At 39.0% G+C, this 16,407-nt stretch carries 14 protein-coding genes; 11 read left to right on the top strand and 3 right to left on the bottom strand.

From position 1 onward, the window contains the following. Window positions 1-59: 59 nt before the first annotated feature. The 3 genes from G3I01_RS03385 to G3I01_RS03375 all read left to right on the top strand — a co-directional run bounded on the left by G3I01_RS03385 (window position 60) and on the right by G3I01_RS03375 (window position 5,386). On the top strand, window positions 60-3,038 hold the full coding sequence (locus G3I01_RS03385; RefSeq protein ID WP_219551062.1) for a SusC/RagA family TonB-linked outer membrane protein: 2,979 nt from the start codon (window positions 60-62) through the stop codon (window positions 3,036-3,038). Between the two features lie 7 nt (window positions 3,039-3,045). Continuing rightward, on the top strand, window positions 3,046-4,371 hold the full coding sequence (locus G3I01_RS03380) for a RagB/SusD family nutrient uptake outer membrane protein (protein WP_257710709.1): 1,326 nt from the start codon (window positions 3,046-3,048) through the stop codon (window positions 4,369-4,371). Window positions 4,372-4,480: 109 nt separating this feature from the next. After that, entirely contained in the window at window positions 4,481-5,386 is a 906-nt protein-coding gene (locus G3I01_RS03375; RefSeq protein WP_219552757.1) for a DMT family transporter, read from the top strand. 48 nt (window positions 5,387-5,434) lie between these two features. Here G3I01_RS03375 and G3I01_RS03370 read toward each other — a convergent pair whose 3' ends face one another. Both G3I01_RS03370 and G3I01_RS03365 read right to left on the bottom strand, forming a co-directional pair. Further along, entirely contained in the window at window positions 5,435-7,498 is a 2,064-nt protein-coding gene (locus G3I01_RS03370) for a pitrilysin family protein (protein WP_219551060.1), read from the bottom strand. Window positions 7,499-7,515: 17 nt separating this feature from the next. Beyond that, a complete protein-coding gene (locus G3I01_RS03365) occupies window positions 7,516-8,841 on the bottom strand; it encodes a pitrilysin family protein (RefSeq protein WP_219551058.1) in 1,326 nt (441 codons plus the stop codon). 167 nt (window positions 8,842-9,008) lie between these two features. On the opposite strand from G3I01_RS03365, the gene G3I01_RS03360 reads away from it, so the two are divergent. From G3I01_RS03360 to G3I01_RS03345, 4 genes are all read left to right on the top strand, one after another. Then, the gene (locus G3I01_RS03360) at window positions 9,009-9,473 is read left to right on the top strand and encodes a DUF4199 domain-containing protein (RefSeq protein ID WP_219551056.1); all 465 of its coding nucleotides are present in this window, start codon (window positions 9,009-9,011) and stop codon (window positions 9,471-9,473) included. Window positions 9,474-9,587: 114 nt separating this feature from the next. Further along, window positions 9,588-10,094 (top strand): 50S ribosomal protein L21, encoded by a 507-nt coding sequence (gene rplU / locus G3I01_RS03355; protein ID WP_219551054.1) that lies wholly within the window; start codon window positions 9,588-9,590, stop codon window positions 10,092-10,094. Between the two features lie 26 nt (window positions 10,095-10,120). Beyond that, a complete protein-coding gene (gene rpmA, locus G3I01_RS03350; RefSeq protein ID WP_108170641.1) occupies window positions 10,121-10,381 on the top strand; it encodes a 50S ribosomal protein L27 in 261 nt (86 codons plus the stop codon). 99 nt (window positions 10,382-10,480) lie between these two features. Next, the gene (locus G3I01_RS03345; RefSeq protein ID WP_108170640.1) at window positions 10,481-10,777 is read left to right on the top strand and encodes a TIGR03643 family protein; all 297 of its coding nucleotides are present in this window, start codon (window positions 10,481-10,483) and stop codon (window positions 10,775-10,777) included. A 57-nt stretch (window positions 10,778-10,834) separates the two neighbouring features. Here the strand turns inward: G3I01_RS03345 and G3I01_RS03340 are convergent, their stop codons facing one another. Next, a complete protein-coding gene (locus tag G3I01_RS03340; protein WP_219551052.1) occupies window positions 10,835-12,067 on the bottom strand; it encodes a hypothetical protein in 1,233 nt (410 codons plus the stop codon). A gap of 144 nt (window positions 12,068-12,211) precedes the next feature. Here G3I01_RS03340 and miaB point away from each other — a divergent pair, with 144 nt between their 5' ends. The 4 genes from miaB (at window position 12,212) to G3I01_RS03320 (ending at window position 16,405) form a co-directional block, all read left to right on the top strand. After that, window positions 12,212-13,657 (top strand): tRNA (N6-isopentenyl adenosine(37)-C2)-methylthiotransferase MiaB, encoded by a 1,446-nt coding sequence (miaB, locus tag G3I01_RS03335; RefSeq protein WP_219551050.1) that lies wholly within the window; start codon window positions 12,212-12,214, stop codon window positions 13,655-13,657. 33 nt (window positions 13,658-13,690) lie between these two features. Next, entirely contained in the window at window positions 13,691-14,956 is a 1,266-nt protein-coding gene (locus G3I01_RS03330) for a sigma-54 dependent transcriptional regulator (protein ID WP_219551048.1), read from the top strand. 64 nt (window positions 14,957-15,020) lie between these two features. After that, window positions 15,021-15,524: an LptE family protein gene (locus G3I01_RS03325; protein ID WP_219551046.1), complete on the top strand. Its 504-nt coding sequence runs from the start codon at window positions 15,021-15,023 to the stop codon at window positions 15,522-15,524. Continuing rightward, window positions 15,524-16,405 carry a hypothetical protein gene (locus G3I01_RS03320; protein WP_219551044.1) on the top strand — a complete coding sequence of 294 codons (882 nt, stop codon included), beginning with the start codon at window positions 15,524-15,526 and terminating at the stop codon, window positions 16,403-16,405. Before G3I01_RS03325 ends, G3I01_RS03320 begins: the two co-directional genes overlap by 1 nt. Window positions 16,406-16,407: the final 2 nt, after the last annotated feature.

Raw genomic sequence — 16,407 nt, 5'->3', positions numbered from 1 at the left:
AGGTTAAAACATTAAGAAAAAGAAATATAATTGTTAAACAAACTTAAAAATTAACAATTATGAAGCAATTTTCTTTGAGTTACTTCAAAGTGATTTTCTTTCTGCTTTGTCCTTCAATACTTCTTTCTCAGGAAGTTCTGCAGGGGAGAACGATTAACGAGGCCACTGGCGAGGTAGTGCCGTTCGTTAACGTGATCGAGAAAGGAACCAGCAATGGTACGACCAGTGATTTTGAAGGTAATTATTCGATCACTGTAGAGTCACTGCCTACAACATTGGTTTTCTCTTATCTAGGTTTTGAAACCCAGGAAATAAGGGTCACTACCAATTCACCGATGACAGTAGAATTTGTTGAATCTGCCGCTGCCTTAGATGAGGTGGTCGTTACAGGTCTGGCAACTTCTGTGAAGCGTTCGAATGCTGCAAATGCTGTGTCTTCACTTTCAGCAGACGAGATCGCAGGTCGAACTCCGCCTCCAACTCTAGATGGTGCTTTATATGGTAAATTTGCCGGAGCAACAGTTAGCGCAAACTCAGGAGCTCCGGGAGGAGGTCTTTCAGTTAAATTAAGAGGTGCTACATCCATCCAGGGTAACACTCAGCCGCTTTATATAATTGATGGTGTGTACATAGATAACTCTTCAATCGCAGCAGGGCTTAATGTGGTGTCTGCCGCAGCCGCTGGAGGAAGTGCTTCTAACCAGGATAACCCTTCTAACAGGATCGCGGATATTAACCCTGAAGATATCGCGAATATTGAAATTCTTAAAGGTGCATCTGCCGCAGCGATCTATGGATCCAGAGCAGCGGCCGGGGTTGTAATCATTACCACTAAAAAGGGTAAGGCCGGGGAGACAAAATTCAGTTTTTCCCAGGCTACGGGATGGACAGAGGTTACAAACCTTCTTGGGTTAAGAGATTATACCGAAGAAAGAGTTCGAGATAGCTTTGGTGATGAAGCGGCTCAAAGTTTTGTAGAGGCTCAACAGGAAAACAGGCTGGTAGACTATGAAAAGGAGATCTTTGGAGAAAAAGGCTTGATAAGTATTACTAACTTCAGCATGAGTGGTGGTACAGAAAAAACGAAATTCTATACGGGTATCACCCACAACGATGAAGATGGAATCGTAAACAATACAGGTTATAAAAAGACTTCTCTTAGATTGAACCTGGATCATAAACCAACAGATTTCATAAAATTAGGTCTTAGTTCCAGTTATACTAACTCTTCAGCGAATAGAGGTTACTTCAATAACGATAATTCAGGAACCTCTATTGGTGTTACCTTAACCGGTACTACGCCATGGTTGGAATTGTTTCCAAATGAGGATGGTATCTATCCAGACAACCCGGCCGGAGCATCTAACCCGCTGCAAACAAGAGATCTTGTTAGAAACAATGAAACAGTGAACAGGTTCATTGTTGGTGGAACTGCTAATATTGACCTTTATAGAGCTGAAAGTTCTAATCTAGAACTTATTCTTCGTGGTGGTCTGGACTTCTATGGTCTTAAGACCAGGGCAATATTCCCGAAAGAGTTACAATTCCAGAAGCCTTCTAATGGAGGTTTGAATGGAGTTGCTGTGCAGGGAGATACTCAAAACAAGAACTATAACCTATCAGCTTTCCTGGTGCATAATTTCTTCACAGGGAATGACCTTAATTTCAGGACACAGGCTGGTTTAACGCGTGAATATTTTGACAGAAACACCCAGTTGATCACGGCAACCGGTTTAGTGGCATCTGAAACTAACGTAGACCAGGCAGCTAATACCGGAGTAGACCAGACCAGATTACTGCAAGAAGATTCAGGGTTCTTTGTACAGGAAGAGGTGAATTTTCAGGATAAATTTATAGCTACGGTTGGTTTAAGAGGGGATAAGTCTTCTAATAATGGAGATGCGAACAAGTTATTCTATTATCCTAAAGCTTCTTTAGCCGTGAATTTAAATGAGTTCGGTTTCTGGAATGAATCCAGCGAATGGGGTCAGTTTAAATTAAGAGCCGCCTATGGTGAGGCCGGGAATTTTCCTCCTTTCGGAGCATTGTTTACTTCATATAATACCTTTTCTACAGATGGATTACTTGGGATTAGCCTTATTGGAGTAAGAGGAGATCGTAATCTGGAATCTGAAAGACAAAAAGAACTTGAATTTGGTACTGATGTTAGTTTCTTCCAGAACCGTTTGAATTTCTCTGCTACTTACTACATTAAAACTATTGAAAACTTAATTCTACAGGCTGCGCTTGAGCCTTCTACAGGGTTTACTACAGAATTCGTAAATGCCGGTGAATTAAGAAACAATGGTATCGAACTTTCTTTAGATGCTGTTCCTGTTGCTACCGAAGATTTCACCTGGAGCCTGGGAATTAATTTTTATAAGAACACTTCAGAAATCACAAGACTGGATGTAGATCCTTTTAATATTGGAGCTTTTGGAGCCACTTTAGGAACCTTCAGGATAGAAGAAGGTGAGAGTGCTACGCAAATCGTGGGAATTGGACCAAATCCAGGACCAAATGGTTTCCAGAAATTTGGAGATTCTGAACCGGATTTCCAGATGGGATTCAATTCAGAGTTGATCTATAAGAATTTTGATCTTTCCTTTGTATGGCAATGGAAAAATGGAGGAGAGAACGTAAACCTTACTACACTGCTTACAGATCTTAACGGGACCAGTCATGATTATGATACTATAGATCTGGATCCTGAGGGAGAGTTAGGAAACGGGCCATACAGGGTAAGCCAGTTAGGAGCTTCTGCCGAAGTATTTGTTGAAGATGCCTCCTACTTGAGATTAAGAGAACTTGGGCTTTATTATAATATCCCAACCAGTGCATATGACGGATTTCTGAATGGAACTATAGATAAGATCAAAGTAGGTTTTTCGGGTAGCAACCTGATCAATATCTTTGATTATAACAGTTATGACCCAGAGGTTTCTAACTTTGGATCTAACGGGATCTTTACAGGGGTAGACGTAACTCCATTTCCTTCTTCGAAGAGATTTCTTTTTCACTTAGCAGTTAATTTTTAATACGTAAATGATGAAAAAAGTTATAAATAAAATATTCATATTCTTTGCGATCATAACCTTAACTCAGGCTTGTGACGTGGAAGAGTTTTCAGATCTGAACAATCCCGAGGTAGACGCGTTTCGCGATAATCTTACCAGGGGTGATTTGCAGGATCTGGTAGGCGGAGTGCTTTATAGTATGAGAGTTCGCCTGGGAACCTATTATGATGATCTTGGTGTTATTGGTCGTGAATTCTGGAGATTTTCCAGTTCAGATCCAAGATTTACCGCCGATCTTCTGGGAAAAGGAGATGCTATTCTTGATAATAACACTTTTTATATCACCAATCCCTGGGCCGCAAGGTACAGAACTGTGAAAAATGGGAACCTGATCCTTGAATTCATTGAGGGGCAGGATCTTTCCGCTCAATTTAGCGATACAGAGATCAGTGCCACACAGGGTTTTATTAAAACCATCAAGGCTTATGAGCTTCTGCTTAATCTTAATCTTACCTATCAGAATGGGATAAGGGTAGATGTGGCAGATCAGAATAACCTTGGACCATTTTTATCTTATTCTGAATCATTAAACGAAATTCGAGCTTTACTGGATGAAGCTGCAACAGACTTGCAAAGTGGAGGAGATGATTTTCCTTTCACGCTTCCATCAGGATTTACAGGGTATTCAACGCCTGATTCATTCCTGGAAGTGAACAGAGCTATTGGAGCCAGGGTTGCTGCTTACCAGGGAGAGTTCTCAAGTGTGCTTACCTATCTTGAAGATTCATTTTTAGATCTTGATGCTTCGTTGGATGAAGGTGTTTATTATACCTTTAGCGCAGACCAGACAGATATTCTGAATCCTATGTTCTTCCCTGTTGAGGCCACAACTGCGGGTGCTAGAATCGTGCAGCCAGATTTTCTGGAAGATGCTGCAGAAGGTGATGATAGGTTAAGTAAAGTAGCTCAAAGAAGTGAGCCGCTCACATTTGATTTCCTTACTGGTGATCATGCGGTTTTCCGTTATAAGTCGAATACAGATGCAATTCCGATCATAAGAAATGAGGAGTTGATCCTCTTGTATGCTGAAGCCAATATCTATTCAAATCCATCTGAAGCCGTGAATGCTTTAAATATAATTCGTCAATCTGCGGGACTTGATCCTTATGGTGGAGCGAATTCTGAAGCTGCTCTCATAGATGAGATGTTGACCCAGAGACGCTATTCTTTATATGCAGAAGGGCATAGGTGGATAGATATGAGAAGGTATGATAGATTGGATGAGCTGCCTATAGACAGGGAAGGAGATGATGTTTTTGTACAGTTTCCTATACCTCTAACAGAGAATCAATAGGTTAAATTTTTTAAAAACTAATAAAAATCCATTCCGATCTAATTGGGATGGATTTTTTCATTCTGGAAGTGACTTAAAATTTATCTTCGCAATCGTAAATTAAAATCTTCTGGCATTGAAAAACCTGAAATGGATATATCTGATCATACTTTCCGTAGTTTGGGGAAGTTCTTTTATCCTAATTAAAAAAGCACTCATTGGATTAACTGCTATGCAGGTAGGTTCTTTCAGGATCATTTTCGCCGCCTTGTTTTTGATCCTGGTGGGATTTAAAAGTATCAGTCGGCTTAGTTTAAGACAATGGAAATGGATCATCCTCTCTGGTTTCCTGGGATCATTTTTCCCGGTATATCTTTTTGCTTATGCAGAAACAGAAATAGACAGCGCAATAGCGTCTATTTTAAATGCTACCACACCTTTGCTTACCCTTATCTTCGGGGCCTTATTCTTTCGGTCTGTATTTAGTCAGAATAAGATCACAGGAGTTATTGTAGGGCTTTTAGGTACTGCAGGTTTGATTTTAAGTGGAGCGAGTATTAATCCAGACCAGAATTATATGTATTCTCTGTTGGTAATTATGGCAGCAGGTTGTTATGCGATGAATGTAAATATTCTAAAAACCCGTATGAGCGATATTACTCCTTTGGGAATTGCGGCTGGTAATTTCTCTGTACTGCTTATTCCGGCGCTTATTTTGCTCTATACTACTGGGTTCTTTGAGCTTCAGGCATACACAACTAAGATAGAATTATCTATCATCTACGTGGCGATATTAGGTATTATTGGTACCGGTGTTGCAATGATCATCTTCAATAAACTGGTGCAGATCTCAGATCCGGTCTTTACTACTTCTGTAACCTATACGATTCCCGTAGTAGCCCTAGGATGGGGAATACTGGACGGAGAAGTTTTTAGCTTCTGGCAACTAGTCTCTGCTTTAGTAATTCTGATCGGGGTTTTTATAGTGAACCGTTCAAAAGATATAATTTCCAGGTTTAGAAAACAGGCGACATAAAAAAAAGCCCCGATCAACGGGGCTTTTCTATTTATAGGTTCAGAAGAATTATTCAGTTGCGAAATCCTCTTCAGAAACACCTTCGTTCACAAGAATCTCAGAAACCTTGAATTCAAATGACTGTGGTCCCATACTTTGAGAGATCATAAAAGGAAATTTAACTCCTTCAACTTCTCTATAGTCACTGTAACCGGTTGGGATAGTCATGGTTTGACCTGCCTGGCTAACTGTTTTTACAGATTGTAATTTCAATCCTGATTCTACAGAGTAAAAGTTCTTATTGCTTTCATCCATAGCTACCACATAAGCATCCTCACCATTTACTTTTTCAATTCCTGTAACCTTAGCGTCGCCAACAGTTAATTCAGGGAATGGATTAGCATCTGCTTTAGCTGCTTCGATCTGCTCCTCATTATAAGGCATTTTTTGTCCCTGAGCCATTACAAATCCTGCTTCACCGTCGAACACCTGCTGGTTCATTACATTACCGCCCATAGAGATAGACTGGTTCATTTTACCATCTGTTGTTCTTTTCATTTCAAGATCAAGTTTCATTCCCTGGATCTCGGCCTGAGCAAGCATCACTACGCTTTCAACATTATTGACTGCGTCTACACCACCAATGGCATCTATGTACTTAGAAAAAACAGATTCTGCGGTTACTGAAGCATCCACTTTTTTCTCTTCTGCTTTCTCTACTTCCTCACCAAGTTTGTTGTAGTATTTTACCGGGATGGTTTCTCCCTGGAATTTTACGTTTTCAAGGTTAGGAAGAATTTCTGAAGCTTTACCTGCTACCACAATTCTCATATTATCTGTTTGATAATATTTGTTGGTAACACGTTTAATATCTTCAGCGGTAACTGCATTGATCTTTTCAAGGAAAGTCTCATAAAAATCTTCTGAAAGATCATTGGTCTTTACATTTAAGGCATAATTAGAAATAGTAGAAGGATTTTCTAATTTCAGAACAAAATCACCTGCAAATTTGCTCTTGGCATTTTCCAGTATCTCTGCATCTACAAACTCAGTTTTTATCCTGTTTATCTCTTTCAAAGACTCCACGATCGCGCTATCTGTAACAGCATTTCTTACACTTGCCTGAGCTACAAATCTGGAAGCGTATTTATCTGCTCCTGTGCTTGTTCTGGCTCCGTAAGTATAACCTTTGTCTTCTCTTAGGTTCATGTTAAGGTAACTTCCAAAGCTTCCTCCCAGGATCTGGTTTGCTACAAGAACCGGGAAGTAATCATCATCAGACATTTTAAGGTCTATGGTATTCTGGATTCTCAACTCACTCTGTACCGCATTAGGCATGTCGATCAAATTGATCTGAGTTTCATCTACATTGGTTACCTCAGGTAGTTCCTTAGTTACAGGAGCACCTTTAGCCCAGCTTCCGAAATTCTTTTCAGCTAACTTTTTAACTTCCGAAGTCTTTACGTCACCAACAACTACAAGATAAGCATTTGCTGGCTTGAAGTAATTGTTATAGAATTTCTGAACATCTTCCAGAGTAACTTTTTCAGTATTTTCTACTGTGGCAAATTCACCATAAGGATGGTTGGCACCATATGCAAGAGCAGCGCTAACACGGCTTGCGATAGATCCCACATCTTTGTTGATAGATTTAAGACCTTCGATCTGCTTTGTTTTTTCAGCTTCGAATTCCTCCTGGGTGAATTTAGGCTTAAGAGCACCTTCAGCCATTAGTTCCATTACACGAGGAAAAAATTTGGATAATGAGCTTGCATAAACGCTTTCTGACCCAAAGTTGATATTCGCTCCAAGAAAATCTATCTCTTCGTTGTATTCATCTTTAGAGATGTTCTGTGTTCCAGTTCCAAGTAAAGAAGAAACAAGAGCAGAAGTAGCTGGTTTATCTTCGGCATGCGGAACATTGTCAATGATAAGTGATGCAGAAACTCTAGGTAATTTGTGGTTCTCCACAACCAGAACTTTTAAACCATTGTTCAGGGTAAATTCATCTGGCTTCCCCAGATTGATCTTTGGTGCAGGTCCTGGTTCGGGTTGTTTAGACCGGTCTACCTGTGCAAATGACGCTGTGGTCAGGAAACAGGCAATAAATAATGTAAGTATGTTAAATTTCATTCTATTAATTTTTTAGTTTATTCCTTAGCGCTTTCAGGTAGATAGTCTAATTCCAGTCTTTGGTCTTCCTGTAAATATTCATTCGCGACTCTTTTAATATCTTCTCTGGTAATATCTCTATAGATTTCGATCTCTTCGTTGATTAGATCTGTATCTCCATATAATACACTATAGGTGGCAAGAGAAGAAGCGATTCCCTGAATGCTACTGTTGGAATTCACAAAACGATTCTCAAATTTATTCTGAAGTTTCTGATATTCTTTTTCAGAAATAAGCTCATTCTGAAGTTTGTCTATCTCTTCGTCCATAGATTTTGCAAGAGTGTCTAATGGAGTTTCGCCAAGCGCAAGAGCACCCATTACGTAAGTTCCATAATCTTCCTGGTTTCTTGGGAAGGCTAACACCTGTAAAGCAGTCTTTTCTTCATCTACCATTTTCCTGTACATTCTTGAGCTCTTACCATCTGTAAGTATAGAAGAGATCATATCCAGAACATAAGCATCTTTTGCTTTCATTGAAGGAGTTCTGTAAACAAATAGTTTTGCCGGAATTTGAATATTGCTGTCATATTCTGTTGCCGTGATCGTTTCGGTGATCGGCTCTTCTTCAATATCAACTCTTTCAACTTCTGGTCCCGCAGGGATCTCACTGAAGTAATCCTCGATCAATTTCCTGGTTTCTTTTTCGTCGATGTCTCCGGCAACTACTAAGGTAGCATTACTTGCACCATAATATTTCTTAAAGAAAGATTTGAATTCTTCCAGTTCTGCGGCATCAAGATCCTCCATGGTTCCAATTACAGAATTTTTATAAGGATGCTTATCGAATACATATTTATTGATCCCGGTAGCGTAGATGATCTTTCCGTAAGGAGCATTGTCTATTCTTGAACGCTTTTCTTCTTTTACAACTTCATTCTGGGTTTCAACTCCAATTTCGTTAATCACCGGGTGAAGCATTCTTTCAGATTCCATCCAAAGTCCCAGTTCAAGGTTGTTAGAAGGGAAAGTTTCGTAATAATAAGTACGGTCTTGTGTGGTATTGGCATTATTGCTGCCACCATTGGCGGCTACGATATCAAACCATTTACCACGTTCAATATTTTCAGTTCCCTCGAACAAAAGATGCTCAAAGAAATGGGCGAATCCAGATCTTCCTTCTTCTTCGTCTTTTGCGCCCACATGATACATAACCCCAACGGTTACTACAGGAGCAGTATTATCCTGATGTAATATAACATCCAGGCCATTTTCTAATTCATACTCAGTGAATTCTACCTCCTGAGCAATTCCTGCTACTCCAACAAAGAGGAAGCAGAATAACAGTTTTAATTTGTTAATCATTTTTAAATAGGTTTTTCAGTTACCTATATTGGTAACGTTTAAGGCTAAAAGTTACAGAAACGGATGTTAAATAGCTGATTTGTGCGAAATGTGTTAAAATTAACATGCTATTAAGGCAAAAACCGTTACATTTTTTGGAAATTTACTAGGAAAAATTTCTAAATGCTATGGATAAATTCAGTATTCCAATTAAATATGGAGTGGCGATTGCTGCAGGACTTATTGCTTATTTTTTAATTCTTTCTCTATTTGGGGCACATGTTAATCCAATTTACAGTTTATTTAACGGGGTGATCATGGCATATGGGATGTATGAGGCAATAAAGCATTATCGCCTGCACAAGGGGAATAAATTTAAATATCAGAAAGGCTTTATGGCCTGTCTACTTACAGGCTTTAATGCCACTATAATTTTCACGATCTTTTTTGCGCTTTATGCTACAGAGTTTAATCCAGGTTTTCTGGATGATCTTATCACGGTCTGGATCACAGATTACAACACTAGTATAGGAATCGTTCTTTTTGTAGTAGCAATTATGGGATTTGCGACCAGCCTTGTACTTACGCTGGCTTATATGCAATTGTTCAAGAAATCCTGGAATACCAAAGAAGCCAATAAACACACTATCTAAACGATCTGAAAAAACAAAAAACCTTTGTCAATTAATTAATTAGGATTATATTTGCACCCGCTTGCGTGAAAACGTAAGTTAAATTTTATGTATTTAAATAATTAATTATACGCTATGTACGCAATTGTAGAGATAGCAGGGCAGCAATTTAAAGTTGCAAAAGACCAGAAGGTTTATGTAAACCGTCTAGCAGGAGAAGAAGGAGACAAAGTTTCTTTTGATAAAGTTCTTCTTACTGCAGATGGAGATAACGTAACCGTTGGCGCCCCGGCTATAGATGGAGCTCTTGTTGGAGCCAAGATCAACCGTCACCTGAAAGGTGATAAAGTTATCGTTTTCAAAAAGAAAAGACGTAAAGGTTACCGTGTAAAGAACGGTCACAGACAAGCCTTAACCGAGATTCTTATTGAAGGTATAGACCTTAAAGGTGGAAAGAAAGCTACTTCTGCCAAGAAAGAAGATCCTAAAAAAGAAGAATCTAAGAAGGAATCTAAATCTGATAAAAAATCAGAAGACCTTAGCCAGCATACAGTTGTAGAGCTTAGAGAAATGGCTAAAGAAAAAGGTGTTGAAGGATACTCTTCTATGAAGAAAGCAGAATTAATTGCTGCATTAAGCTAAATTTAAACTACTAAAAACGAAATAAAATGGCACACAAAAAAGGAGTTGGTAGTTCCAAGAACGGTAGAGAATCAGAATCGAAACGCTTAGGTGTGAAGATCTTTGGTGGTCAGGCTGCCGTTGCAGGAAATATTATCGTAAGACAAAGAGGTACTGCTCATCGTCCAGGTGACAATGTGTATGCAGGGAAAGACCATACTTTACATGCCAAAATAGACGGTATTGTAAAATTCACTAAAAAGAAAGATGATAAATCTTATGTTTCTATTGAGCCTTTCGAAGCTTAATTAAAACAGCATCTTATATAAGAGCCCTTTCTTCGGAAAGGGTTTTTTTTATGTCGCATTCTAAAAATGTTTAATTATATTGTATAAAAATTAAACAAAATGAAAATAGCAGAAGAATTTGAATTTGACGAAAGGCAGATAGACAGGATCATTGCCATGGCCTGGGAAGATAGAACCACCTTCGAGGCTATAGAATATCAGTTTGGACTTTCTGAAAAACAAGTCATAAAATTTATGCGTGAGCAGATGCATCCTCGTAACTGGCGAAAATGGAGAGCCAGAGTTCAGGGGAGAAGCACTAAGCATGAGAAATTAAGAAGTGATGAGGTAAAAAGATTTAAAAGTGATGCACAGCGCGCCATCACAGGCAACAGAATCTCTAAAAAGAAGTATTAAAAGAAAATCCCCGCGTTTAAGCGAGGATTTTCAGAAAAACCAAACAAAAAGGGAAAATCAATTTAATGTAAATCTACTTATTAAATTAACCTCCTTACCTTTATAAGAGTACTGGTAGAGTATATTGTCCCCAACCATGAGCAGTTTATCCTCCAGGGGGATGACATCATAGGTGTTAATGTTACTGAATTGATCAACCTGTTCAAGATTGGGGGTGTTTTTAATATCAAAAACCTTTAGGCCTGCATCTCCATCACATACAAATAACCAGTCATCTTTGATCCCAAGACCATAAGGGTTATACATTTCATAAGTATTTACGATAGCCGGATTTTGCTTATCTGAAATATCCACGATATCCAGCTGATTGAAATTTTGCTCACATTCATTTGCTCCTCTAATGGTCACATAGGCAAAATTATCTTTAACTACTACAGGATCACAGCCCAACACGTGTTGCAAAAATGAAACATGTTGAGGTGAAGCGGGATCCTCGATGCTGTAAATGAACATTCCCGTAGCGCTTCCCAGGTATAGGTGATCCTCATAATTAAATATGGTCTCAATTTGCCATCCCGCATATTCAGAGCTAATTCTATTTGGGTTGGCCGCGCTTGAAATATCAAAAACAGATAATGAATTTTGATCGGCTACATAGAGAAAATTATCTTTAATACTGAACCTTGCCATACTACCACCCGTCCCACTATTGCCACCATCACTTGCAAAAAAATTCGACCCTTCAAATGTTCCGAAGCCAATGTTCGTTTCTTCTATCCTTCTTTTTTCCATCAGGTATCCAATAATTACCTCCTGCTCTGTATTGAAATTTTCAAAATCAACATATCTGGCACCTTCCGGAACGGTTTGTATATAAGCTGGAAATACGTCTTTGATCCGGGCAGTTTCCTGGATGTTATTAACATCGCTGATATTGAATACTACCAGATCCATCCCGCTATCAGCATATAGTTTGGAATCCTTGATGGCTATATCCATATTACGGGGGATCTTAAGAAATTTGATTTTAACTGGATTGTAGGGATCGGTGTTGTCGATGATGTGAACACCTTCGTTTTTGTCATTGATGAAAATATAGTCGTTCCAGGAATATATTTTGCCTGATTCTTTGATGGTTCTTGGTTCCTCGATCTTTACAGATGCCCGGAAATCTGCAATACTCTGCGTGATAGGTACTGCTACAGAAACAAGGTCCTCTTGCGGTTCCTCACTGCAGGAAGTGAACATGAAGAACATTAAAAGAAATGGAAGTGATAATATTCTTTTCATTTTTAAATCAGTTGGTTATCCAATAGATGCGGGGATATTCAAAAGGTTGCGTTTATATTTATTAAATTTTTTTCTGTCACTTTGTCAGAACTGTGTTTAGTCCTATCTTTGCGATTCTAAAAACCGACAGGTTATTAAAGATTTATGGAGAAGACAATAGACGAAAAAAAGCAGGGAAACTCTTTGGTAATGGAGCCTAAGGCAGAGAATAGCCGTAAACTTTTTATTGAAAGTTATGGCTGTGCAATGAACTTTAGCGACAGTGAGATCGTAGCTTCAATTTTATCTAAAGAAGGTTTTAATACAACCCAGAACCTCGAAGAAGCAGATCTTGTGTTGGTAAATACCTGTTCTATTAGAGAAAAAGCAGAACAAACGGTACGTAAACGTTTAGAAAAATATAATGCCGTAAAAAGGATCAACCCGGGAATGAAAGTGGGAGTTCTTGGCTGTATGGCAGAGCGTCTTAAAAGTAAATTCCTTGATGAGGAAAAAATAGTGGACCTGGTGGTTGGTCCAGATGCCTACAAGGATCTTCCTAATCTAATTAATGAGGTTGAAGCTGGTAGAGATGCTATTAACGTGATCCTTAGTAAAGAAGAGACCTATGGTGATATTTCTCCGGTGAGACTTCAAACTAATGGAGTTTCGGCATTCGTATCTATTACTCGTGGTTGCGACAATATGTGTACTTTTTGCGTGGTTCCATTCACCCGCGGTAGAGAAAGGAGTCGTGACCCTCAAAGTATTGTGGAAGAGGTGAATGACCTGGCAGCAAAAGGATACAAGGAAATTACCCTTTTGGGTCAGAATGTGGATTCTTACCTATGGTATGGTGGCGGATTGAAAAAGGATTTCAAGAATGCTACCGAAATTCAAAAAGCTACGGCGACCAATTTTGCCGGACTTCTGAAACTTGTTGCTGAAGCTCAGCCAAAAATGAGGATCCGTTTTTCTACTTCTAATCCTCAGGATATGACCCTGGACGTGATAGAAGCTATGGCCGAATACCGGAATATTTGTAATTATATTCATTTGCCAGTACAAAGTGGAAGCGACAGGATCCTTAAGAAGATGAATCGTTTGCATACTCGCGAAGAATATTTTACGCTTATAGATAGTATCAAAAGAATGATCCCTGGTTGTGGAATCTCTCATGACCTTATTACCGGGTTCCCAACAGAAACTGAAGAAGATCATCAGGACACGCTTTCTTTAATGGAATATGTTCAATATGATTTTGGATATATGTTCGCTTATTCTGAAAGACCGGGAACCATGGCCGAGCGTAAATTCGAAGATGATGTGCCTCATGAAGTCAAGAAGAGAAGGTTGCAGGAGATCGTAGACCTTCAGCAAAAACATAGCAAACTAAGGACCGAAAGATTTTTAGGTCAGACTGTAGAAGTTTTGATCGAAAAGGAATCGAAAAAATCTTCAGCTCACTGGAGCGGAAGAAATTCTCAGAATACGGTAGTGGTTTTTGAAAAAGAGAATTATAAGGTTGGTGATTTCGTTAATGTGAAGATTAATGATTGCACCAGTGCTACTCTAATTGGAGAGCCGGTAGGATATAGTGATAATAACTAAAAAATATCCTGAATTTTTCAGGATCTAAGATATATGGAGTCAGTTCAGGCAATTAAACAGCGTTTTGGAATAATAGGAGACGACCCTAAACTTAATCGTGCTGTGGAAAAAGCGATCCAGGTTGCACCTACAGATATTTCTGTATTGGTAACAGGGGAAAGCGGTGTAGGTAAAGAAAGTATTCCCAAGATCATACATGCCCTTTCTCATAGAAAGCATGGTAAATATATCGCTGTTAACTGTGGAGCTATTCCTGAAGGAACCATAGATAGTGAACTTTTTGGTCATGAGAAAGGTGCCTTTACAGGTGCTACTCAAACCAGGAATGGTTATTTTGAGGTAGCCGATGGTGGAACCATCTTTCTGGATGAGGTTGGAGAATTACCATTGCCAACTCAGGTTAGATTGTTGCGGGTTCTTGAAAATGGCGAATTTATTAAGGTAGGTTCTTCTAAAGTTCAAAAGACCAATGTGAGGATCGTTGCGGCTACCAATATCAATATGTTCGAATCTATTAAAAAGGAGAAATTCCGTGAGGATCTTTATTATAGATTGAGCACTGTTGAAATTAATTTACCACCGCTACGCGAACGTAAAGATGATATTCATTTATTATTCAGAAAATTCGCTTCAGATTTCGGGTTGAAATATAAAATGCCTACCATCAAATTAGAAGATGAAGCGGTAAAATTATTACTGAAATACAGATGGGGAGGGAATATCCGTCAACTTCGGAATATAGCCGAGCAAATTTCTGTACTTGAGCAAAACAGGATAATTACCGCAGAAGATCTTCGGCATTATCTTCCTGATGTTGGTAGCAATTTGCCAGCGGTTATTTCAGAGAAGAAGCAGGAAGGTGATTTCAGCAATGAAAGAGAGATACTTTATAAAGTCCTTTTTGATATGAAAAGCGACCTGAACGATCTTAAAAAGCTGACTTTAAAATTAATGCAGGAAGGTGATAGTAAGCAGGTGCAGGATGATAATGAAGGCTTGATCCAGAAGATTTACGGGAATAGTGGAGACGATATCGATGAGGCAGATATTGATGACGATGAATTGAATGTTCTTCAGATCCCTCAAAAAAATAATTCAGCTTCAAATCAGGAAGAAAAGGATAAATATTATTTTGCTGAAGAAATAGAGGAGGAAGAAACTCTCTCTCTACAGGATAAGGAACTGGAGCTTATCAAGAAATCTTTAGAGCGCCATAGTGGGAAACGCAAGGCTGCTGCGGAAGAACTTGGAATTAGCGAACGTACCCTTTATCGCAAGATCAAACAATATAATTTATAGTTTTAAGCCTGGGATAAGAGATTTTAGTTAACTCATTGAACGGCTTATTACTTATTACCTATTTATGAAAAGAACGCTTTTAGTTTTTTGCTCAATTTTAATGTTCACTTTCCAGTCCTGCGGGATCTACTCTTTCACCGGGGCAGATACCGGGGAAGCAGAATCGTTTCAGGTAAACTTCTTTCAGAACAATGCAGATCTTGTAGAACCGGGAATAGACAGGGCTTTTACGATCTCACTTCAGGATCTAATTCTTAACCAGACCAGTCTGAACCTCACAAATACAAATGGCGACCTTATATTTGAAGGGGAGATCACCGAGTACTATATTTCACCAATGTCTGCTACCGCTGAGAATACTGCTGCACAGAACAGGTTGACTATTTCGGTGAACGTGAGATATTATAATACCCTGGAACCGGAAAAGGATTTTGAAAGAAGATTCTCTTTCTATTTTGATTATCCCGCGCAAACACAATTGGTAGGGGCAAACCTTGAAACGGCACTGGACGAGATCTATACACGATTAACTCAGGATATTTTCAATGCGGCATTAACCGACTGGTAATGGATGTAAAAACGCTTACATATCTTTTAGAGAATCCCGGGGAGATCACTTCAGAGCAAACCCGCGAGATAGAAAAGGAGCTTGCGAAGGCTCCATATTTCCAGGCGTTACGAGCGATAAGGCTAAAAGGTCTAAAGGAACACCAGGAATTTAGTTATAACGATGCCCTAAAAAAAACTGCGGCCTACACTACAGATCGAAGCATACTTTTTGAATTTATTACTTCTGTAGAATTCAACCAGAACCAGATCGCGAAACAGATCAGGGAGCAGGAAGAAAGATTAAAGCAGATCACTGTCTATGAACCCGAAGAAGTTCATGGAAAACGCAGTATCGATATTAATGAGGCCATTAAAATGAAGCAGTCTGAATCTGAATTGGTGATGGATCCTGCTTTATTTGAAAGACCTGTGAAGCCTGAAGTTGAAGAGCATCCTGAAGAAGAACCGGTTAAGGAAAGTTCCGAAGAAAAACTCGGCATTGGAAAACCATTGGAATTCGATGGAAAAGAGTCGCATTCTTTTTCAGAATGGTTAAAGCTTACCAAAGCTCAGCCAATTGAAAGAGAAGAAAATAAGAAAGAAGAAGAGACTGATGAAACTCGCCTGCGTAAATTTGAGCTTATCGAGGAATTTATTTCTAAGAATCCTAAGATCAAACCAGGAAAAACAGCTAATAAAGTTAATCTGGCCGAACAAAGTACAACCGCTCCAGAATCGTTGATGACAGAGACTTTAGCCAAGGTTTACCTGGAACAAAAAAACTATAAAAAAGCCATACAGGCATATAAAATATTAATTTTGAAAAATCCCGAAAAAAGTGGTTTCTTTGCAGACCAAATTCGGGCAATCGAGAAATTACAAGACACTAATAACGAATAAGA

This window comes from Gramella sp. MT6, from assembly GCF_019357415.1.
Taxonomy (GTDB): Bacteria; Bacteroidota; Bacteroidia; order Flavobacteriales; family Flavobacteriaceae; genus Christiangramia.
Note: the sequence above shows the minus strand (reverse complement) of the source record. Positions and strands in the feature narration are given on the sequence as shown.

What these genes read in the sequence shown, in the direction of transcription:
- G3I01_RS03385 (WP_219551062.1), top strand. Translation starts at nt 60, where the DNA reads ATGAAGCAATTTTCTTTGAGTTACTTCAAAGTGATTTTCTTTCTGCTT.
- G3I01_RS03380 (WP_257710709.1), top strand. Translation starts at nt 3,046, where the DNA reads ATGATGAAAAAAGTTATAAATAAAATATTCATATTCTTTGCGATCATA.
- G3I01_RS03370 (WP_219551060.1), bottom strand. Translation starts at nt 7,498, where the DNA reads ATGAAATTTAACATACTTACATTATTTATTGCCTGTTTCCTGACCACA.
- G3I01_RS03365 (WP_219551058.1), bottom strand. Translation starts at nt 8,841, where the DNA reads ATGATTAACAAATTAAAACTGTTATTCTGCTTCCTCTTTGTTGGAGTA.
- G3I01_RS03360 (WP_219551056.1), top strand. Translation starts at nt 9,009, where the DNA reads ATGGATAAATTCAGTATTCCAATTAAATATGGAGTGGCGATTGCTGCA.
- rplU (WP_219551054.1), top strand. Translation starts at nt 9,588, where the DNA reads ATGTACGCAATTGTAGAGATAGCAGGGCAGCAATTTAAAGTTGCAAAA.
- rpmA (WP_108170641.1), top strand. Translation starts at nt 10,121, where the DNA reads ATGGCACACAAAAAAGGAGTTGGTAGTTCCAAGAACGGTAGAGAATCA.
- G3I01_RS03345 (WP_108170640.1), top strand. Translation starts at nt 10,481, where the DNA reads ATGAAAATAGCAGAAGAATTTGAATTTGACGAAAGGCAGATAGACAGG.
- G3I01_RS03340 (WP_219551052.1), bottom strand. Translation starts at nt 12,067, where the DNA reads ATGAAAAGAATATTATCACTTCCATTTCTTTTAATGTTCTTCATGTTC.
- miaB (WP_219551050.1), top strand. Translation starts at nt 12,212, where the DNA reads ATGGAGAAGACAATAGACGAAAAAAAGCAGGGAAACTCTTTGGTAATG.
- G3I01_RS03330 (WP_219551048.1), top strand. Translation starts at nt 13,691, where the DNA reads ATGGAGTCAGTTCAGGCAATTAAACAGCGTTTTGGAATAATAGGAGAC.
- G3I01_RS03325 (WP_219551046.1), top strand. Translation starts at nt 15,021, where the DNA reads ATGAAAAGAACGCTTTTAGTTTTTTGCTCAATTTTAATGTTCACTTTC.
- G3I01_RS03320 (WP_219551044.1), top strand. Translation starts at nt 15,524, where the DNA reads ATGGATGTAAAAACGCTTACATATCTTTTAGAGAATCCCGGGGAGATC.